15 protein-coding genes are annotated in these 19877 nt (G+C 73.8%); 12 read left to right on the top strand and 3 right to left on the bottom strand.

Annotation, left to right across the window (positions count from 1 at the left end):
• Positions 1 to 12 precede the first annotated feature (12 nt).
• Positions 13 to 528, bottom strand: a complete 516-nt coding sequence (locus tag OO47_RS29560) for a cysteine dioxygenase (RefSeq protein ID WP_030221710.1) — start codon at positions 526 to 528, stop codon at positions 13 to 15.
• A 695-nt stretch (positions 529 to 1223) separates the two neighbouring features.
• Here OO47_RS29560 and OO47_RS29555 point away from each other — a divergent pair.
• The 3 genes from OO47_RS29555 (at position 1224) to OO47_RS29545 (ending at position 7108) form a co-directional block, all read left to right on the top strand.
• On the top strand, positions 1224 to 1487 hold the full coding sequence (locus OO47_RS29555; RefSeq protein WP_015033978.1) for a WhiB family transcriptional regulator: 264 nt from the start codon (positions 1224 to 1226) through the stop codon (positions 1485 to 1487).
• 387 nt (positions 1488 to 1874) lie between these two features.
• Entirely contained in the window at positions 1875 to 5573 is a 3699-nt protein-coding gene (locus OO47_RS29550; protein WP_030221707.1) for a glycosyltransferase family 2 protein, read from the top strand.
• A complete protein-coding gene (locus tag OO47_RS29545) occupies positions 5570 to 7108 on the top strand; it encodes a DUF5719 family protein (RefSeq protein ID WP_030221704.1) in 1539 nt (512 codons plus the stop codon). Before OO47_RS29550 ends, OO47_RS29545 begins: the two co-directional genes overlap by 4 nt.
• A 166-nt stretch (positions 7109 to 7274) precedes the next feature.
• Here the strand turns inward: OO47_RS29545 and OO47_RS29540 are convergent, their stop codons facing one another.
• The gene (locus tag OO47_RS29540; RefSeq protein WP_030221699.1) at positions 7275 to 7730 is read right to left on the bottom strand and encodes a metallopeptidase family protein; all 456 of its coding nucleotides are present in this window, start codon (positions 7728 to 7730) and stop codon (positions 7275 to 7277) included.
• Positions 7731 to 8050: 320 nt separating this feature from the next.
• Here OO47_RS29540 and OO47_RS29535 point away from each other — a divergent pair, with 320 nt between their 5' ends.
• From OO47_RS29535 to OO47_RS29500, 8 genes are all read left to right on the top strand, one after another.
• Positions 8051 to 8485: a DUF3499 domain-containing protein gene (locus OO47_RS29535; protein WP_078490031.1), complete on the top strand. Its 435-nt coding sequence runs from the start codon at positions 8051 to 8053 to the stop codon at positions 8483 to 8485.
• Between the two features lie 138 nt (positions 8486 to 8623).
• Positions 8624 to 9991, top strand: a complete 1368-nt coding sequence (locus OO47_RS29530; RefSeq protein WP_030221692.1) for a phosphomannomutase/phosphoglucomutase — start codon at positions 8624 to 8626, stop codon at positions 9989 to 9991.
• A 140-nt stretch (positions 9992 to 10131) separates the two neighbouring features.
• Positions 10132 to 10314, top strand: a complete 183-nt coding sequence (locus tag OO47_RS29525; RefSeq protein WP_030221689.1) for a Trm112 family protein — start codon at positions 10132 to 10134, stop codon at positions 10312 to 10314.
• Positions 10315 to 10962: 648 nt separating this feature from the next.
• On the top strand, positions 10963 to 12111 hold the full coding sequence (locus OO47_RS29520) for an SIS domain-containing protein (protein WP_030221686.1): 1149 nt from the start codon (positions 10963 to 10965) through the stop codon (positions 12109 to 12111).
• A 325-nt stretch (positions 12112 to 12436) separates the two neighbouring features.
• Positions 12437 to 13588, top strand: coding sequence for a mannose-6-phosphate isomerase, class I (manA, locus tag OO47_RS29515; RefSeq protein WP_030221683.1), 1152 nt, complete (start codon positions 12437 to 12439; stop codon positions 13586 to 13588).
• Positions 13589 to 13654: 66 nt separating this feature from the next.
• A complete protein-coding gene (locus tag OO47_RS29510) occupies positions 13655 to 14623 on the top strand; it encodes a cation diffusion facilitator family transporter (RefSeq protein WP_030221681.1) in 969 nt (322 codons plus the stop codon).
• 494 nt (positions 14624 to 15117) lie between these two features.
• Positions 15118 to 16572 carry an adenosylhomocysteinase gene (gene ahcY, locus OO47_RS29505; RefSeq protein WP_030221676.1) on the top strand — a complete coding sequence of 485 codons (1455 nt, stop codon included), beginning with the start codon at positions 15118 to 15120 and terminating at the stop codon, positions 16570 to 16572.
• A 140-nt stretch (positions 16573 to 16712) separates the two neighbouring features.
• Complete coding sequence (locus OO47_RS29500; RefSeq protein WP_030221674.1) at positions 16713 to 17327, top strand: hypothetical protein; 615 nt, start codon at positions 16713 to 16715, stop codon at positions 17325 to 17327.
• Positions 17328 to 17346: 19 nt separating this feature from the next.
• On the opposite strand, the gene OO47_RS29495 is transcribed toward OO47_RS29500, so the two are convergent.
• Entirely contained in the window at positions 17347 to 18402 is a 1056-nt protein-coding gene (locus tag OO47_RS29495; RefSeq protein ID WP_199812358.1) for an RDD family protein, read from the bottom strand.
• Between the two features lie 122 nt (positions 18403 to 18524).
• Here OO47_RS29495 and OO47_RS29490 point away from each other — a divergent pair, with 122 nt between their 5' ends.
• On the top strand, positions 18525 to 19532 hold the full coding sequence (locus tag OO47_RS29490) for a stage II sporulation protein M (RefSeq protein WP_030221669.1): 1008 nt from the start codon (positions 18525 to 18527) through the stop codon (positions 19530 to 19532).
• Positions 19533 to 19877: the final 345 nt, after the last annotated feature.

Below are 19877 nucleotides of genomic sequence, written 5' to 3'. Positions count from 1 at the left end.
TACGGCAGTGTGTCAGGCGACGATCACTCCGGGCGCCTCCGGGGCGGGGGCGCACTGCGCGCGGAGCGACTCGTGCATGGGCATCTCGGTCAGGCCCGGGAAGTAGACGTGCAGGCTGACGGCCGGCTCCAGGGAGTCGTTGACGACCTCGTGGACGTACCCGGGCGCGAACACGCGCTGCGCGCCGCCGGCGAGCGTCCGCACGCCCCGGTCCGTACGCTCCGTCAGCTCGCCCTCCAGGACGGTGAGGACGCCGGAGGAGACGCCGTGGTCGTGGAGCCCGCTGCCCTGTCCGGGCACCCAGGAGAGCAGCCAGACCTCGTAGCCCGGCCCGGTGCGCAGGCGGTGGTACCAGCGGGTGGTGGCGTCGTACTCGACGTGCGGGGCCCACTGGGAGCGGTCCCCGGCGATGGAGCGCGCGAGGCCGGCGAAGTCGGCCACGGTCACGGGGTGGACGCGCTCGGGCTGGAGGAGGTGGGGGACCTCCATGATGTCGCCGGCGATCTGGAGGTCGCTGTCCATGTTCATGGGGTGGGGTGGTTCCTCAGCAGAAACAGAAGCGGTGGGGGGTCACGGGGGGAGCGGTGACACGGGTGGTGCCGGGTCGCACGGGGTGACGCAGGGAGGAAGAAGCTGGAGCTCTGCGGCATCAACAGCTGGGACAGCAACAGCAACAGCGCGCCTGGACAGCGCGGCGGAACCCACGGCTGTGGGTCGCGGAGGGCGCTGCGGTCGCTGGCATGCCACCAAAGGTGGCCGGAGGGGTACCCGACTGTCAACTCAATGCCCGATTTGGCGGTAATGTTTCACCTCATCCGGTTGCCCTCTCTGGAGAAAGGTTTGCTCATGCGCGGACCAGGAGAGATGGCGCTTCGACCGTGCCCGCGAACGCGGTGGTGCGCGCGTGTCGGTCCGGACAGGGGGCGGCTCGTGACCCGACTGTGATCCGGATCGCTTCCGTGGCTGGATCGCAACAAGATCCACGCCTCGGTCGTCCTTCTTCGTGGAGGCCGTGCCGCACGGTCGCATCGGTACCCTGTGTCACGGTTTTTGGTGATTTGAGCACTTACCGCATACGCTTGGTTCCGCAGAGTGAATACGGGGCCCGATAGCAGATCTCAGCTTGACTCGCACAGAGCACGAACTTGTAATTTCACTCGTGTCGTTCGGCCGTGTTCGCACGGCAACTCCACGGGGACGCACAGAACAGACGAGGGGCGCACATGACCGAGTTGTTCCAGGAACTGCTGGTCGAGGACGCGGACGAGGAACTCGGCTGGCAGGAGCGCGCGCTGTGCGCCCAGACCGATCCCGAGTCCTTCTTCCCCGAGAAGGGCGGCTCGACCCGCGAGGCCAAAAAGGTCTGCCTCGCCTGCGAGGTCCGTTCCGAATGCCTCGAATACGCCTTGCAGAACGACGAGCGCTTCGGCATCTGGGGCGGCCTCTCCGAGCGGGAGCGACGCCGCCTGAAGAAGGCCGCCGTCTGAACCGCCGCTGTCCGAAAAACCCCCTGCGTCGCCGCCCCGAGCGCCGGCCCCCGACCGCGTCCGGACCCCGAGCCGGGACGCGTCCACCGGGACCGCGCCGAGACGCGCGCACCAGGACGCCCCGAACGGTCCGCCCCCTGTGCCTCCCCACGGGCGGCGGACCGTTCCGCGTGTCCGGGGAGCCCCGGCCGGCCTCCCGGCCGCCCGCGCCGTCCGAGCCCCCGGCCTCCGCCCCGCGACCGTTCCGTCCCCTCTGTCCACAGGGGCCCGGGAGCTCCGTCCACAGGGCGGCGGACCGCTCCGCGCACAGCCGTTAGTGTGGGCCTCCGTCCGAGACGCTCCCCACGCCCCCCGCGGGCGACCCCCGGCCGGAGGGCCCGTAGCTCGATGTCCTCAACTCCTGAGTTCCCGCGACACGTCGTCACCGCCGTGCTCGTCACCCACGACGGCGCCCGCTGGCTGCCCGACGCCCTGGCCGGCCTGCTCGCCCAGGAACGCCCCGTGCAGAACGTGGTCGCGGCCGACACCGGCAGCGCCGACGACTCCGCACAGCTCGTCGCCGACGCCGTCGGCGCCGACCGCGTCCTGCACCTCGCGCGCCGCACCGGCTTCGGCGCCGCCGTCGAGGAGGCCGCCCGCACCGCGCCCGTGCTCGGACCCGAGGACCTGCCCTACCTGAAGCGCCCCAGCGGCTGGGACCCCGTCAGCCGCACCTGGAACGACGAGGCCTACGACCTCCCCGAACTCCCGCACGGCGAACCGGTCCAGTGGCTCTGGCTCCTGCACGACGACTGCGCGCCCGAGCCCGACGCCCTCGCCGAACTCCTGCGCGTCGCCGACTCCGACGCGTACGCCGCCGTCGTCGGCCCCAAACTGCGCGGCTGGTACGACCGCAAGCAGCTCCTGGAGACCGGCGTCTCCATCGCCCGCAGCGGCCGCCGCTGGACCGGCCTCGACCGGCGCGAACAGGACCAGGGCCAGCACGACCAGGTCCGCTCCGTCCTCTCCGTCTCCACCGCCGGCATGCTGATCCGCCGCGACGTCTTCGAGGAACTGGGCGGCTTCGACCGGCGCCTGCCCCTCATGCGCGACGACGTCGACCTGTGCTGGCGCGCCCACGCCGCCGGCCACCGCGTCCTCATCGCCCCCGACGCCGTCCTGCGGCACGCCGAGGCCGCCGCCCGCGAGCGCCGCACCGTCGACTGCGCCGGCCGAACGGCCGCCAACCCGCACCGCGTCGACAAGGCCGGAGCCGTCTACACGCTCCTCGCCAACACCCGCGGCGCCGCCCTCCCGTACGTCTTCCTGCGGCTCGTCCTCAGCACCCTGCTCCGCACCCTCGCCTACCTCGTCGGCAAGGTCCCCGGACAGGCCGTCGACGAGGTCATGGGCCTCCTCGCCACCCTGCTGCGCCCCGAGAAGATCCTCGCCGCCCGCAAACGGCGCAAGAACCCCGCCGTCGCCGCGGGCGAACTCCGCCCGCTGTTCCCGCCGCCCGGCGCCACCGTCCGCGCCGCCGCCGAACAGCTCACCGCCAACTTCGGCGGCAACGAGGCCGACTCCGGCGGCTCCCGCCACGGCGTCGTGGAATCCGGCCCCGGCGGCGACGACGCCGACTACCTGGAGATCGAGCAGTTCGCCCGGCTCAAGAAGATCGCCCACCGACCCGGCCCGGTCCTCTTCGCCCTCCTCCTCGTCGTCTCCGTCGTCGCCTGCCGCAACCTCCTCTCCGGCGGCTCCCTGGCCGGCGGCGCCCTGCTGCCCGCCCCCGACACCGTCTCCGGACTCTGGTCCCGGTACGCCGACACCTGGCACCCCCTCGGCACCGGCGGCACCCAGTCCGCCCCGCCCTACCTCGCCGTCCTGGCCGCGCTCTCCGCGCTGTTCCTCGGCTCCACCTCCACCGCGCTGACCGTGCTGCTCGTCTGCTCGGTCCCGCTCGCCGGCTTCACCGCGTACTTCGCCTCCCGGGGCATCGTCGAGTCCCGGCTGCTTCGCGCCTGGGGCGCCGTCGCGTACGCCTTCCTGCCCGCCGTCACCGGCGCCCTCGCCACCGGCCGGCTCGGCACCGCCGTCCTCGCGATCCTGCTCCCGCTGATCGGCCGCGCCGCCGTCGCCGCCCACGGCTTCAACCGGCCCGACCGGGGCAGCTGGCGCGCCACCTGGGCGTACGCCCTGCTGCTCACCCTCACGACCGCGTTCACCCCGGTCGTCTGGCCCCTCGCCGTCCTCCTCGGCCTCGGCGTCCTCGCCGTCCGCCGCTCCGACCTCACCGCGTACGGGCTGCGCTTCCTCGCCGCCACCGGCACCCCCCTGCTCGTCCTCGCCCCCTGGTCGCTCACCCTCCTGACCGACCCCTCCGCCTTCCTGCGCGAGGCCGGCGTCGACATCCGCACCGGCACCGCCGGCGCGCTCGACCTGCTCGGCGCCAGTCCCGGCGGCCCCGGCACCACCGGCGGCCTCCTCCTGATCGGCCTCGTCCTCGCCGGCCTCGCCGGGCTGCTCCGCGAGGAGCGCCGGCTCGCCGTCCACGCCGCCTGGGCCGCCGCCCTCGCCGCCCTCCTCCTCGCCGCCCTCACCAACGGCGCGGGCGGCACCGGCTGGGCCGGCCCCGCCACCCTCGTCTACGGCGCCGCCCTCATCGCCGCCGGCATGATCGGCGCCGAGGGCGGACGCACCCGCGTCGCCGCCCACGGCTTCGGCTGGCGCCAGCCCGTCGCCGCCCTGATCGCCCTCGCCTGCGCCGCCGGCCCCGCCGTCGCCGCCGCCGGCTGGATGATCGGCGGCGCCGACGGCCCGCTGACCCGCCGCGACCCGGTCCAGGTCCCGGCCTTCGTGGCCGAGGAGAGCACCACCCGCGACCAGCCCCGCACCCTCGTCCTCGGCGGCTCCGCCCCCGGCCGGGTCGCCTACACCCTCGTCCGCGGCTCCGGCGCCCGCCTCGGCGACGCCGAGCTCACCGCCACCGCCGAGGGAGACCCGCACCTCGACCGGACCGTCGCCCTCCTCGTCGCCGGCTCCGGCGCCGACCAGACCGAGCAGCTCAGCGGCTACGCGATCCGCTACGTCCTCGTACGGGACGGGGCCCCGCGCCAGATGAGCCGCGTCCTCGACGCCACCCCCGGCCTCAGCCGCCTCAGCCAGATCGACGGCAGCGCGCTCTGGCGCGTGGACCGCGGGATCGCCCGCGTCATGATCGTCCCGCCCGCCGCCGAGGACGGGGCCCCGGCCGCCGAAGGGGCCGCCGAGGAGACCGCCGAGGCCGTGGCCGTCGCCGCCGGACCCGTCGAGGTGCACACCGAGATCCCCGAGGGCCCCGCCGGCCGCGTCCTGCGCCTCGCCGACCGCGCCGCGGAGGGCTGGACCGCCACCCTCGACGGCAAGGAGCTGAAGCGGACCACCGTCGACGGCTGGGCCCAGGGCTTCGAACTCCCCGCCCAGGGCGGCCGCCTCGACGTCACGTACGAGGAGCCGCTCGCCCACACCGCGTGGATCTGGACCCAGGTCGCCCTCGGCGTCTTCCTGCTCGTCCTCGCCCTGCCCGGCCGCCGCCGCGAGATCGACGACGACCTGCCCGACGAGGAGCTCGCGATCCCCGCCCGGGCCGCCGAGGGCGACGGCCGCCGCGCCCGCCGCCTGCGCGCCGCCGCCGAGGCGGAGGCCGCGGGACAGGCGCCCGCCGACGCGCCGGAGCGCGAGCCGCTCCCGATCCCGGAGCAGCAGACCCACGGGCCCGGGGACCGGGAGGGGGAATGGGACGGCGCGTACGACCCCGCCCACGCCCACGCCCCGGCCGGGGACCATGCCCAGGACCAGCCCTACGCCGAGCAGGGCTCCTACCAGGAGTACGCGGCCGACCCGTACCAGCAGCAGCCGTACGCGTACCCCCGGCAGGGCTACGAGCAGCAGCCGTACGAGCAGCGGTACGACCCGCAGGGGTACGGGCAGCAGCAGTACGGCGGACAGGGCTACGACCCGCAGCAGCAGGGCTACGACCCGCAGCAGTACGACCCGTACGGCTACGGCTACGGACCCGCCCAGGGCCACGAGAACGAGCAGCGTCCCGACGGGAGCAGCAACCAGTGAAGCGCACGACCCTCTCCCTGATCGCGGGCGCCACGGCCCTCGCCGCCGTCACCGGCTTCGCCGCCCTCACCGCCCCCGAGGGCACCGCGGCCCCCGAGGCGGCGAAGACCACCACCCGGCTGCCGGTCGAGCGCGTCGGCCTGGCCTGCCCGGCCCCGAGCTCCTCCGAGGTGGCCGAGACCGTCTACACCTCGTACACCCCGCCGGGAACGGAGGCCGGCAAGGCCCCGGACACCGGCGGGGACGGGGCCGGGCGGCCCACGGCCCTCCTGCGGCCCGCCGCGGGCGCGACCGCCGACGGCGGCACCGGCAAGGACGGCAAGAAGCCCGCCGCGCCCAAGGCCCCCGCCACCGTCACGGCCCCCGGCAAGCCCGTCACCGCCGAGGCGAACGGCGCGGCCGTGCCCGCCCTCACCGGCTCGGCCACCGGCGCCCTCGCCCCCGGCTGGACCGTCCAGCAGACCACCGTCGTCCCGGCGGGCGGCTCGCGCGGCCTCCTCGGCCTCACCTGCGGCGCCCCCGACACCGACTTCTGGTTCCCGGCGGCCTCCACCGCCCAGGCGCGCCACGACTACGTCCACCTCACCAACCCGGACGACACGGCCGCCGTCGCCGACATCACGCTGTACGGCCCCGAGGGCGTCCTCAAGTCCCAGTTCACCGAGGGCATCCCGGTCCCCGCCCACTCCACGGTCCCGGTCCTGCTCTCCACCCTCACCGCCGAGCCCGCCCAGCGGGACGTCACCGTCCACGTCACCACCCGCAGCGGGCGCGTCGGCGCGGCCGTCGGCGTCGCCGACGACAAGCTCGGCAGCGACTGGCTCTCCGCCTCGGCCGACCCGTCGGGCAGCGTCGTGCTCCCCGGCATCCCGGCCGACGCCTCCTCGGTGCGGCTCGTGGTCTTCGCCCCCGGCGAGGACGACGCCGACCTGAAGGTCCAGCTGTCCACCGCGAACGGCGCGATCGTCCCGGCGGGCGCCGACACCCTGCACGTGAAGTCCGGGATGACGGCCTCCATCGACCTGCCGGACCTCACCCGGGGCTCGGCGGCCTCGCTGTTCCTCGGCCCCGAGGACCCGAAGCGGCCCGTCCCGGTCGTGGCCGCCCTCCAGGTGGTCCGGGGCAAGGGCGACAAGAGCGAGATCGCCTTCATCCCGGCGGCGGGGGCGATCTCCGCCCGCGCGACGGTCGCCGACAACCGCGCCAAGTCCTCGACGCTCACCCTGACCGCCCCCGAGGCCGACGCGCAGGTCAAGGTCACCGCCTCGGCCGGCTCCGGGGCGGGCACGCCGGTCTCGAAGACGGTCACGGTCAAGGCGCGCACGACGACGCCCCTCGCCGACCTCGCCCCCCAGGGCCTCAAGGGCGCCTACGCGCTGACCGTCGAACCGGTCTCCGGCGGCAAGGTGTACGCGGCGCGGACGCTCGCGGTGCCGCAGGACGGCGTCCCGATGTTCACCGTCCAGACCCTCGCCGACGACCGGGGCACGGTCGAGGTCCCGTCGGCCCACCAGGACCTGGGGGTACTGGACTGAGACCAGGGGCCCTCCACGGGTGGGACGCCGCCCCCTACGGGCGAGACCGGAGGGGGCGGAGCCGTACGACCACGGACCCGCCCTGGCCCTGGCCCACCCGACCCCGCCCCACCCGGTCCAGTCCCGTCCGGTCCGGCCAGTCCTGCCCGTACCGAGGGCGGCCGGCTCAGTCCTGCCCGTACCGGGGGTCGACCGACTCGGGGGAGAGTCCGAGGAGCTCGGCGACCTGCTCCACGACCACCTCGTGGACCAGGAGCGCCCGCTCGTCCCGGTTCTTCGAGCGGATCTCGACCGGCCGCCGGTAGACGACCACCCGGGCGGGCTCGCCCTTCTCCGCCGGGAGCGAACCGCCCAGCGGCACCGTCTCGCCCGGCACGGACGGCGGCACCTCCAGGACCATGAACTCGACGTCGGCCAGCTGCGGCCAGTGCCGTTCGAGGCGCTCCACCGAGTCGAGGACCAGATCGCGGAAGGTGTCGGCCCGGCTCGCGGAGAGCGGCACCTGCGGCGGCGCGACGGGACCCCGCATCCCGCGGCCGTGCCGGTCGCGGCGGCGGACCCGCGGCTCCGCCGGGGGCTCCGCGGGACGGTGCTGGGGGCTCGGCGGCACAGGACTGTCCATCACTGACGCAGCGTAACCCTCATCGGCCCTCCGTACCGTGGCGCGTCCTCGCCACCTTCCCCGGCGCGCCGGGCCCGCTCCCGGACCGCTCACGCCCCCTCCCCGCCCCTCCTGTCGAAACCTGAACATTCCGGCCGTTCGAGTGCCCGATTCGGTGGTCCGCCACGATCGGCCATCTGGCCCTGATTGACCGGATTCGTATCCCAGACTGTCCGAATCTCCACCTGCCCCGGCGGCCGTGCGACACCTTCCCCGCAGGTCGGAACGGGCGCCTCGCACAGGGGTATGGCGGAGTTCACACCGCGACACGGTGGAGTGACCTGAGGGAGAGTCGTCGCGGCCCGCTCAAGAGTGCGGTACCGTCCAACGTCGTGAGCCCTGTACGTCGCTGTTCGCGCACCGCGTGCGGCCGCCCTGCCGTCGCGACACTGACGTACGTCTATGCCGACTCGACTGCGGTCCTCGGCCCGCTCGCCACCTACGCCGAGCCCCACTGCTACGACCTGTGCGCCGAGCACAGCGAGCGCCTCACCGCCCCGCGCGGCTGGGAGGTCGTGCGGCTCTCCGACGGATCCGCCCCCTCCCGCCCCAGCGGCGACGACCTCGAAGCCCTGGCCAACGCGGTACGGGAGGCGGCCCGCCCCCAGGAGCGCGCGGCCGGAGCCGGCGGCAAGGGCGGCGGGGGACGTGGCGGCGACCCCATGGAGGTCGGGCGCCGCGGACACCTCCGGGTGCTCCGTTCCCCCGACAACTGAACCGGCGACCGGGCGAGGTCCGGGCCGACAAGCGGACGCAACCGGCCACCGTCCGCATCCCCCCGCCCCACTCCGGGTAGTTTTGGCGTTCCGTACACGCGCCGCACACGCGTGCCCAGAACTCAGGAGGGTGGATCCGTGACTGCCGATCTGTCGCAGATCGTGAAGGCGTACGACATCCGCGGAGTGGTACCCGACCAGTGGGACGAGACGCTCGCCGAGCTCTTCGGCGCCGCCTTCGTCCGGGTGACGGACGCGGACGCGATCGTCGTCGGCCACGACATGCGCCCCTCGTCGCCCGGCCTCGCGGGCGCCTTCGCGCGCGGCGCGGCCCGCCTCGGCGCCGACGTCACCCTCATCGGGCTCTGCTCCACCGACCAGCTGTACTTCGCCTCCGGCAGCCTCGGCCTGCCCGGCGCGATGTTCACCGCCTCGCACAACCCGGCCCAGTACAACGGCATCAAGATGTGCCGGGCCGGAGCCGCCCCCGTCGGCCAGGACACCGGCCTCGCCGACATCCGCGCCCTCGCCGAGGAGTGGTCGGAGAAGGGCGCCCCCGAGGCCGCCGCCACCCCCGGCACCGTCACCGAGCGGGACACCCTCCAGGACTACGCCGCCCACCTCAAGGGCCTCGTCGACCTCACCGGCATCCGCCCGCTCAAGGTCGTCGTGGACGCCGGGAACGGCATGGGCGGGCACACCGTCCCCACCGTCTTCGCGGGCCTCCCGCTCGACACCGTCCCGATGTACTTCGAGCTCGACGGCACCTTCCCGAACCACGAGGCCAACCCGCTCGACCCGAAGAACATCGTGGACCTCCAGGCCCGCGTCCGCGAGGAGGGCGCCGACATCGGCCTCGCCTTCGACGGCGACGCCGACCGCTGCTTCGTCGTGGACGAGCGCGGCGAGCCGGTCTCCCCGTCCGCGATCACGGCCCTCGTCGCCGCCCGCGAGCTCGCCAAGCACCCCGGCGGAACGATCATCCACAACCTGATCACCTCCTGGTCCGTGCCCGAGGTCGTCCGCGAGCAGGGCGGCGAGGCCGTCCGCACCCGCGTCGGCCACTCCTTCATCAAGGAGGAGATGGCGAAGACGGGCGCGATCTTCGGCGGCGAGCACTCGGCCCACTACTACTTCCGGGACTTCTGGAACGCGGACACCGGCATGCTCGCCGCGCTCCACGTCCTCGCGGCCCTCGGCGGCCAGGAGGGCACCCTCTCGGAGCTGGTCGCCGCCTACGACCGCTACGCCTCCTCCGGCGAGATCAACTCCACCGTCACCGACCAGGCCGCCAGCACGGCCCGGGTCAGGGCGGCGTACGAGGGCGGGGACGGGATCACCCTCGACGAGCTCGACGGCCTCACCGTCACCGCCGCCGACTGGTGGTTCAACCTCCGCGCCTCCAACACCGAGCCGCTGCTCCGCCTCAACGTCGAGGCCCGTGACGAGGCCACCGTCGCCCGCGTCCGCGACGAGGTCCTCGCCCTGGTCCGGGCGACGGACTGACCCCGCGCCCACCGCCGGGGAACGGGGCGTCCTCCGTTCCCCGGCGGTAGGCTGACCTGGCCCGAAGGCCGATCCGAAGGCCCGGTCCCGAGGGCAGCACCGTCACCGTTCGCCCGCAGTTCGTCCGAAGGGACCACCCCATGCCGCTCGAAGCCGGCCTCCTGGAGATCCTGGCCTGCCCCGCGTGCCACGCCCCGCTGAACGACCGCACGGCGGACGAGACCCCCGAGCTGGTCTGCACGGGCACCGACTGCGGCCTCGCCTACCCGGTCCGCGACGGCATTCCGGTCCTCCTCACGGACGAGGCCCGCCGCCCGGCGTAACCGGCCCCCAGGGGTGTCCGACACGTGCCCGCGGCGTCGCGGCGCCCGGCACGCACGCCCGCCGCGTTGCCGAACCGTCCACGGGGCTCCGCCACGAGGACGATCCGGCGCCCTGCGATCGCACGCACCGGACGCCGTTCCTCCTCCCGCGCCCGTCCGTCGGACACCCCCGAGGACGCCGACCGCCGACACGGCCACCGCACGCAGCCGCGGCCACCACGAGCGGCGGACCCCGACGACGGGTACCACTTACGGGAAGGCCCGCACGCCCCCGCACGCGGCGGTACGGACGGCGCGGGCGGTGCCGAGGGAGACCGAAGGTCCCGGTGGAGACCGGACGCACCCCGGAACCCGGCTCCGTACGGGCCGTCCGACTCCCGTACGGGCTACCCGGCTCCGTACGGGCCGTCCGACTCCCGTACGGGCCACCCGGTTCCGTACGGGCCATCCGACTCCCGTACGGGCTACCCGGTTCCGTACGGGCCATCCGACTCCCGTACGGGCCATCCGACTCCCGTACGGGCCACCCGACTCCCGTACGGGCCCCCGGTCCCGCACGGGCCACCCGCACCGGCACCCACCGCCCCGTCCCGTTCCGCACCCCCGCCCGAAGGGCCCACCGACCCCGCTCACCCCGGGAGGCACCAGATGCTCGACGAGACCCTCCTCGACTCCCCGGACGGCCTCGCCCTGGCCGACCGCCGCGGCCTCCTGCGCGGCGCCGCCGAAGCCGGCGCGCGGGTGCGGACCGCCACCCGCCACGCCGCCGACGCCGGCATCGCGGACCTGCGCCCCGAGGGCCGCCCCCGCACGGTCCTCGTCGCGGGCCCCGGCACCGCCGCCACCGGCGTCGCCGACCTGATCGGCGCCCTGGCCGGAGCCTCCGCCCCCGTCGTACGCCTCCGCCCCACCGGCGTGGCCCCCGCGGCCGGTGCCCTGCGCTGGGCGCTGCCCGGCTGGGCCGGCTCGGTGGACCTGCTGCTGCTCCCCACCACCGACGGCTCCGAACCGGGCCTCGCGCTCCTCGCCGAGCAGGCGTACCGCCGCGGCGTCACGGTCGTCGCCGTCGCCCCCCAGGGCTCCCCGCTCACGGAGGCGGTCAGCGGCTCGCGCGGACTGTTCGTACCGATGGCCGTCGCCCCGAACGAGGCCCCCGACGAGTACGCCGAGAACATCGCGGCCAGTCCCGGCGCCCTCTGGGCCCTGTTCACCCCGCTGCTCGCCCTCCTCGACCGCGTCGGCCTCCTGGAGGCGCCGCCCGAGGCCCTGGAGAAGGTCGCCGATCGCCTGGACCGGACGGCCGAACGCTGCGGCCCGGCCATCGCCACGTACGGCAACCCGGCGAAGACCCTCGCCGCCGAGCTGGCGGACTCGCTCCCGCTGATCTGGACCGAGGGCAGCGCCGCGGGCCCGGCGGGCCGCCGCTTCGCCGCCGTACTGGCGGAGCTCGCCGGACTGCCCGCCCTCGCCGCCGAACTCCCCGAGGCCCTGCCCGCGCACGGCGTCCTGCTCGCCGGCGACTACGCGGCGGGCGCCGACCCCGACGACTTCTTCCGCGACCGGGTCGACGAACCGCAGGCCCTGCGCGCCCGGGTGGTCCTGCTCCGCGACCGGCCGGCCGGCGGCCTCAGCGCGGCCCCCGCCGCCCGGGAACTGGCCCTCGGCCACGAGACCGCCGTCAGCGAGCTGGAACCGGAGGAGGGCGGCGACCTGGAGACCCTCGCGGAACTCCTCGCCGTGACCGACTTCGCGGCCGTCTACCTGGCCCTGGCCACCCGGGGCACCCCGACCCCGTAGAACGCGCGGCGCGTACCGCCCCGAGCCGTGGCCCCGGACCCGGACAACGGCCCCGGACCATGGGTTCCGGCCCCGCCCCGGAGCCCTCGGACCACCGGCCCCGGCCCGCCGCCCCGCCGGCCACGCACCGCCGGCCACGGGCCGCCGGCCAAGGGCCGGGAACCGCACCGCACCCCCCGCGCCCCGCCCGTACCGCAGGCCCCGGCCCCGGCCCCGTACCGTCCACCACCCCGTCACCCACCCGTCACCCACCCCCTGTCATCTGTCTCCCGTGTCCCCCCGACACCCGCACACCCACCACCCACCCGAGGAGCTGGCAGGCACCATGGACCGCCTCGTCAACACCGTCCGCCCCTACGCCTGGGGATCCACGACGGCCATCCCGGAACTCCTGGGCACCGCCCCCACCGGCGAGCCGCAGGCCGAGATGTGGATGGGCGCCCACCCCGGTGCCCCCTCCCGCACCGAGCGCGGCCCGCTGAACGAGCTCATCGACGCCGACCCCGTACGCGAACTGGGCGGGCGGACCGTCGAGAGGTTCGGCCCGCACCTCCCCTTCCTCTTCAAGATCCTCGCCGCCGGCGCCCCGCTCTCCCTCCAGGTCCACCCCGACCTCGACCAGGCGCGCTCCGGATTCGCCGCCGAGGAGGCCGCGGGCATCCCGGTCGACGCCCCGCACCGCACCTACAAGGACGCCAACCACAAGCCCGAGCTGATCTGCGCCCTCACCTCCTTCGAGGGGTTCTGCGGCTTCCGCACCCCCGCCGACGCCGCCGACCTGATCGCCGCGCTCGGCGTCGACTCCCTCAAGCCGTACGTGGACCTGCTGCACGCCCACCCCGAGGACGCCGCGCTCCGCGAGGTCCTGACGGCCCTCCTCACCGCCGACCCGGTGGAGATGGCGCACACCGTCGCCGAGGCCACCGCCGCCGCCGACCGCCTCGGCGGCGCCCACGCCCCGTACGCGCGCCTCGCCCACCACTACCCGAGCGACCCCGGCGTCGTCGCCGCCATGCTCCTGCACCACGTACGGCTTCAGCCCGGCGAGGCCCTCTACCTCGGTGCCGGCGTCCCCCACGCCTACCTCGACGGCCTCGGCGTCGAGATCATGGCCAACTCCGACAACGTGCTGCGCTGCGGCCTCACCCCCAAGCACGTCGACGTCCCCGAACTCCTCCGGATCGTCCGCTTCGACCCCGCCGACCCGGCCGTCCTGCGCCCCGAGGCCTCCCCGTCGGGCGAGGAGGTCTACGAGACCCCGACCGACGAGTTCCGCCTCTCCCGTTTCGTACGGGCCGAGGGCGCCGCCCCCAACGACCTCACCGCACCCACCCCCCAGATCCTGCTGGCCGTCGCCGGCCGCCCGACGGCGGGCGACCTCCCCCTCGTGCCCGGCGAATCCGTCTTCGTACCGGCGGGCGAGCGCATCCAACTGACCGGAGCGGGTACGGTCTTCCGCGCCACCGTGGCGGCCTGATGCGACAATGACCGGCCGAACCGCGGCGATCGAGCCGGAGCACCGACGAAGGGACCCCGTACACCCATGAGCGCGTCAGGCGGAACCAAGGCGATCGTGGCGGCACTCGCCGCGAATCTGGCGATCGCCGCAGCCAAGTTCGTGGCGTTCCTCTTCAGTGGTTCGTCCTCGATGCTCGCGGAGAGCGTCCACTCGCTCGCCGACTCCGGCAACCAGGGCCTGCTGCTCCTCGGCGGCAAGAAGGCCCGGCGCGAGGCCACCCCGCAGCACCCCTTCGGCTACGGCCGCGAGCGCTACATCTACGCCTTCCTCGTCTCCATCGTGCTCTTCTCCGTCGGCGGCATGTTCGCCATCTACGAGGGCTACGAGAAGATCAAGCACCCGCACGCGATCGAGGCCTGGTACTGGCCGGTCGGCGTCCTCGTCTTCGCGATCATCGCCGAGACCTTCTCCTTCCGCACCGCCATCAAGGAGTCGAACACGGTCCGCGGCAACCTCTCCTGGAAGGAGTTCGTCCGCCGCGCCAAGGCCCCCGAGCTCCCCGTCGTCCTCCTGGAGGACCTCGGCGCCCTCGTCGGCCTCATCCTGGCCCTCGGCGGCGTCGGCCTCGCCCTCCTCACCGGCAACGGCGTCTGGGACGGCATCGGCACCCTCTGCATCGGCGTCCTGCTCATCGTGATCGCGATCGTCCTCGCCGCCGAGACCAAGTCGCTGCTCCTGGGCGAGGCCGCCGGAACCGACGAGGTCGCGAAGATCGAGGCCGCCGTCGTCGACGGCACGACGGTCACCCGCCTCATCCACATGCGCACGCTCCACCTCGGCCCCGAGGAACTCCTCGTCGCCGCCAAGATCGCCGTCGCGCACGACGACACCGCCACCGAGGTCGCCGAGGCCATCAACGCCGCCGAGGAGCGCATCCGCGCCGCCGTCCCGATCGCCCGGGTCATCTACCTGGAGCCCGACATCTACAGCGAGAAGGAGGCCGCGGCGGGCCCCGACCCGGCCGCGACCCCGGGCGGCCCGGGCCACCACTGACCCGCCCCCGACCGACCTTCGACCGACGGTCGGCAACGGCTGGATCCAGCCACCGAGGCCACCCCGCCGGGCCCCCGGACCACGTACACCACCCCGTACGTACGGACCGGGGGCCCCGGCACGTCCGGGCCCGGCCCCCGGATCGCCCCGGATCACCCCGGGCCATCCCGGTGGACGCGCCGCAGAGCGACTGGACACGGGCCGGACAAGGGCCGGAAACGGGCCGGAGGCGGGCCGCGGGCGGGTCGGAGGCGGGTCGGAGGCGGGTCGGGGCTCAATGCGGACTGTGGCCCGCCGTGCCGATCGGTGTAGATTCGTGACCAGCCAGACGTCGCTGCTGATGGCGGTCGGGCGGTCCCGAGGACCGGCCGAGGGAGAGAGGGCCTCCGACGACGGCACCATGGAAGTCCGGGCATTCGTGTGCCCAGGACCACCACCGTGGTGCCCTGCGCCCGAACGACCCTCGTACCCGACCCATGAGGAGCAGCCCCGTCATGACGACCGCAGCCCACCAGGACTTCAAGGTCGCCGACCTCTCCCTGGCCGCCTTCGGCCGCAAGGAGATCACCCTCGCCGAGCACGAGATGCCCGGCCTGATGTCGATCCGCCGCGAGTACGCCGAGCAGCAGCCGCTCGCCGGCGCCCGCGTCACCGGCTCCCTGCACATGACCGTGCAGACCGCCGTCCTCATCGAGACCCTGGTCGCCCTCGGCGCCGAGGTCCGCTGGGCCTCCTGCAACATCTTCTCCACCCAGGACCACGCCGCCGCGGCCATCGCCGTCGGCCCGAACGGCACCCCGGAGAACCCCCAGGGCGTCCCGGTCTTCGCCTGGAAGGGCGAGACCCTGGAGGAGTACTGGTGGTGCACCGAGCAGGCCCTCACCTGGCCGGACTCGCCCACCGGCGGCCCGAACATGATCCTGGACGACGGCGGTGACGCCACCCTCCTCGTCCACAAGGGCGTCGAGTTCGAGAAGGCCGGCTCCGCCCCGGACCCGTCCACCGCGGACAGCGAGGAGTACGCACACATCCTGCGCCTCCTCAACCGCACCCTCGGCGAGAACCCGCAGAAGTGGACCCAGCTGGCGTCCGAGATCCGCGGCGTCACCGAGGAGACCACGACCGGCGTCCACCGCCTGTACGAGATGCACCGCGACGGCACGCTGCTGTTCCCGGCGATCAACGTGAACGACGCCGTCACCAAGTCGAAGTTCGACAACAAGTACGGCTGCCGCCACTCCCTGATCGACGGCATCAACCGCGCCACCGACGTCCTGATCGGCGGCAAGACCGCCGTCGTCTGCGGCTACGGCGACGTCGGCAAGGGCTGCGCCGAGTCCCTGCGCGGCCAGGGCGCCCGCGTCATCGTCACCGAGATCGACCCGATCTGCGCGCTCCAGGCGGCGATGGACGGCTACCAGGTCACGACCCTGGACGAGGTCGTCGAGACGGCCGACATCTTCATCACCACGACCGGCAACAAGGACATCATCATGGCCGCCGACATGGCCAAGATGAAGCACCAGGCCATCGTGGGCAACATCGGCCACTTCGACAACGAGATCGACATGGCGGGCCTGGCGCAGATCCCCGGCATCGTCAAGGACGAGGTCAAGCCGCAGGTCCACACCTGGACGTTCCCCGACGGCAAGGTCCTCATCGTCCTGTCCGAGGGTCGTCTGCTGAACCTCGGCAACGCGACCGGCCACCCCTCCTTCGTGATGTCCAACTCCTTCGCGGACCAGACCCTGGCCCAGATCGAGCTGTTCACCAAGCCGGAGCAGTACCCGACCGACGTCTACACGCTGCCCAAGCACCTGGACGAGAAGGTCGCCCGCCTCCACCTCGACGCGCTCGGCGTGAAGCTGACGACCCTCCGCCCGGAGCAGGCCGCCTACATCGGCGTCCAGGTCGAGGGCCCGTACAAGTCGGACCACTACCGCTACTGACGGCGGCCCGCGGAGAAGAGCGGAGAAGATCCGCGGAAGACGTCCGCAGCGGAACCAGGCAGGCCCCCCGCACCCCCGTGTCGGGGGGCCTGCCCCGTCCTGCCCCCCCGCTACAGCTCCTGGAAGCCACCCGAGGACCCATGCCCCGCGGCCGTTATTCGCTCCATGACCCGCACGACCACACTCCCCTCGGCGAAGAACACTTCCACTGCGCGCCGGGCCCCTCCGGCTGGCGCTACGTCGCGCAGACCACCACCCCCTCCGGTGATCACCGGGGCTCCGTCGACCTGGCCATCGACGAACTGGGACGCCCCATCCGCCTCGAACTGCACGCCGCCGGCTGGCAGGTCCGCGGCGCGGCCCTCGACGGCGTCACCTGGGTCCGCACGGACCCCACCGGAGCCGATGCCACCGAAGGCAATGTGCGCGCCCACGCCTTCACCGGCAGCTCCCCGGCGTTCCTCGTCGCCCTCACGCGACTCCTGCGTCTCACCCCCGATTCCCCCGAGACCCGTGTCAGGCTCGTCGCCTTCACGGACCCGGTGCTCGCCCCCCTCACGGTCGACCAGTCCTGGGCCCTGCTGAGAAGTGAAGCGCACCCCACTGACAACGGCCCCCTGACGGTGGACGAGTACCAGGTCAGCGCCCTGGACACGGGCGAGCGCCACACCGTCCACATCGCCGGGGACGTGGTCCTCGCGGCTCCCGGCGTCGAACTCGAAGACCTCGACACCCCGCCCTCGGTCTTCCCCTGACCCGAGGGCCCGCCGTACGTCAGGCGGGAGGGGCGAACCCGGTGGCGGGCGGCCCGTCCTCACGGGAGGCCTCGGAACCCGGAGGAGCGACCGGCGGGGGAGCCACGGGGGAAGCAGCCCCTGGAGAAACGGCCGGAGGGACGGCCGGAGGAACGGCCGAAGAAGCAGCCGGAGTGACGACCGGAGGAAGAGCCGGAGGGAGAGCTGGAGGAAGAACGGCTCCAGCCGGAACGCCGACGATCCCACCGGCTCCGAACCCGCCCCCCGCTCCCGCCCCAGCCCCTGCCCCAGCCCCTGCCCCCGCTCCGGCTCCGGCTCCGGTTCCGGCCTCCGCGAACGCCTGCCGCGCTTCCCGCGCCTGCCGCTCGGCCACCACACCCGCCAGATACGCCTCCGCGGGCACCCCCGCGGGCGGAGGCGTCCCCGTCCGGCCCACCAACTGGCCGGCCAGACGCTCGGCGAGCTGCCGCCCCACGCCCGGATCGAGTTCACGCGCCCGCGTGAGGTACTGGCGTATCTCCAGCCACAACCCCTCCGGCACCGCCGAGAGGTCGAGCCCGGCGAACCGCCCCACCAGCCACGGCGGCGGCGGAGGCACGGGCAGGACCCGCGCCGCGGGCATCCGCTCCCGTACGACCAGCGTCCCCGCGAACACGTCCCCGAGCCGCCGCCCGCGCTCGGACACCAGGGACGCGATACAAGCGACGACGCCGAAGGTCATCAGGATCTCCACGACCCCCATGGCCCCCCGGACCAGCGCGTGCCGGAACCGGATCGGCCCGCCGTCGTCCCGTACGACCCGCAGCCCGCAGGCCATCTTCCCCAGCGACCGCCCGTGGGACAGCGTCTCCACCGCGATCGGAGCCCCCACGAGGACCAACAGGAAGGCCGCGACGGACACGGCCGCCACCGCCGCCTCGTCCAGCGAGGCCGTGGCGAGCACGAGCCCGATCATGACCAGCACGTACGCGGCCCACACCACGACCAGGTCGATGAGCACCGCGAGTGCCCGACTCGGCAGCCGCGCGGGCTGCAGTCCCAGGACGACGGCATCGCCCGTCACCACGCCACTCACGGCACCCACCCACCCTTCTCCGGCCTTCCCGACCCGTCCGAACGCCAGTCTGCCAAGCTGATCCCCAGCGCGCCGCAGTAGTACGGACCCGTCCGAAGCCAGTCCTGGAGCAGCAGCCGATCATGGACCTCGACGTCTACGTCACCGCCCACCGCGCGGAGTGGGAACGCCTCGACCAGCTCCTGGGCCGGGGCGGGAAGCTCACGGGCGCCGAGGCGGACGAACTCGTGGCCCTGTACCAGCGCGCGGCCACCCATCTCTCGATCGTGCAGTCCAGCACCCCGGACCCCATGCTCACGGCCCGGCTCACCCAGCTCGTGGCCCGCGCCCGCGCCACCGTGACCGGCACCCGCCGCTCCTCGTGGCGCGACGCGGCCCGCTTCTTCACGGCAGGTTTCCCGGCGGCGGTCTACCGCTCCCGCCACTGGTGGATCCCCACCGCCGTCCTCTCCACCCTGCTCGCGGCCCTCATCGGCTGGTGGATCGGTACGCACCCCGAGGTCCAGGCCTCGATCGGCGCCCCCGCCGAGCTCCGCGAGATGACCCGCCCCGGCGGCCAGTACGAGACGTACTACTCCAGCCACCCGGCGGCCTCCTTCGCCGCCCAGGTCTGGACGAACAACGCCCAGGCCGCCGCCATGTGCCTGGTCCTGGGCGCCTTCCTGGGGATCCCGGTCCTCTGGATCCTCTTCCTGAACATGCTGAACCTCGGCGTCGGCATCGGCCTGATGTCCTCCGCGGGCCGCCTCGACGTCTTCCTGGGCCTGGTCCTTCCGCACGGCCTGCTCGAACTGACCGCCGTCTTCGTGGCCGCGGGCACCGGCCTCCGCCTCGGCTGGACCGTCATCGAACCGGGCCCCACCACCCGCCGCGCGGCCCTCGCGGAACGGGGCCGCGCAGCCGTGGGCATGGCCATCGGGCTCGCCCTGGTCCTCTTCGTCTCGGGTCTGATCGAAGGCTTCGTCACCCCCTCCGGCCTGCCCACCTGGGCCCGCATCACCATCGGCATCACCGCCGAACTGGCATTCCTCGCGTACGTCTACGTCCTCGGCGGCCGCGCCTCCCGCGCCGGCGACCGGGGCGACCTGGAAGAACCCGACCGCAGCGCCACGCTCCCCACCGCGGCCTGATGTGCGTACGGCCCTGCTGAGCTGCTAGTCTCCTCCGGTGCCCGCAAAAGCTGTTGACACGGCGATTGCGGGGAGGTAGATTTGAACAGTTGCCTGGAGCTGGACAGCTCGGCAGCGACCAAGTAAAGTCTCATCTCGCTCCGGTCGGGAATTTCGATTCCCCGGAGTCATTTCGATTCTTATCCGAATCACGAAAGCCACCGATTAGGCCGGCCGGAATGAATCTGATAAAGTCGGAAACGCCGAAAGGCCCCCGGAGTGAAAGCGAAAGGGACCGGAAAGCACCGAGGAAATCGGGTCGGAAAGATCTGATAGAGTCGGAGACGCAAGACCGAAGGGAAAAGC

This window comes from Streptomyces bikiniensis (assembly GCF_000716625.1).
Classification (GTDB): domain Bacteria; phylum Actinomycetota; class Actinomycetes; order Streptomycetales; family Streptomycetaceae; genus Streptomyces; species Streptomyces bikiniensis.
This window is presented reverse-complemented; position numbering and strand designations above follow the sequence as displayed.

Coding starts and splice junctions, on each gene's coding strand:
- OO47_RS29560 (WP_030221710.1), bottom strand. CDS start 528: ATGAACATGGACAGCGACCTCCAGATCGCCGGCGACATCATGGAGGTC.
- OO47_RS29555 (WP_015033978.1), top strand. CDS start 1,224: ATGACCGAGTTGTTCCAGGAACTGCTGGTCGAGGACGCGGACGAGGAA.
- OO47_RS29550 (WP_030221707.1), top strand. CDS start 1,875: ATGTCCTCAACTCCTGAGTTCCCGCGACACGTCGTCACCGCCGTGCTC.
- OO47_RS29540 (WP_030221699.1), bottom strand. CDS start 7,730: ATGGACAGTCCTGTGCCGCCGAGCCCCCAGCACCGTCCCGCGGAGCCC.
- OO47_RS29525 (WP_030221689.1), top strand. CDS start 10,132: ATGCCGCTCGAAGCCGGCCTCCTGGAGATCCTGGCCTGCCCCGCGTGC.
- OO47_RS29520 (WP_030221686.1), top strand. CDS start 10,963: ATGCTCGACGAGACCCTCCTCGACTCCCCGGACGGCCTCGCCCTGGCC.
- manA (WP_030221683.1), top strand. CDS start 12,437: ATGGACCGCCTCGTCAACACCGTCCGCCCCTACGCCTGGGGATCCACG.
- OO47_RS29510 (WP_030221681.1), top strand. CDS start 13,655: ATGAGCGCGTCAGGCGGAACCAAGGCGATCGTGGCGGCACTCGCCGCG.
- ahcY (WP_030221676.1), top strand. CDS start 15,118: ATGACGACCGCAGCCCACCAGGACTTCAAGGTCGCCGACCTCTCCCTG.
- OO47_RS29500 (WP_030221674.1), top strand. CDS start 16,713: ATGCCCCGCGGCCGTTATTCGCTCCATGACCCGCACGACCACACTCCC.
- OO47_RS29490 (WP_030221669.1), top strand. CDS start 18,525: ATGGACCTCGACGTCTACGTCACCGCCCACCGCGCGGAGTGGGAACGC.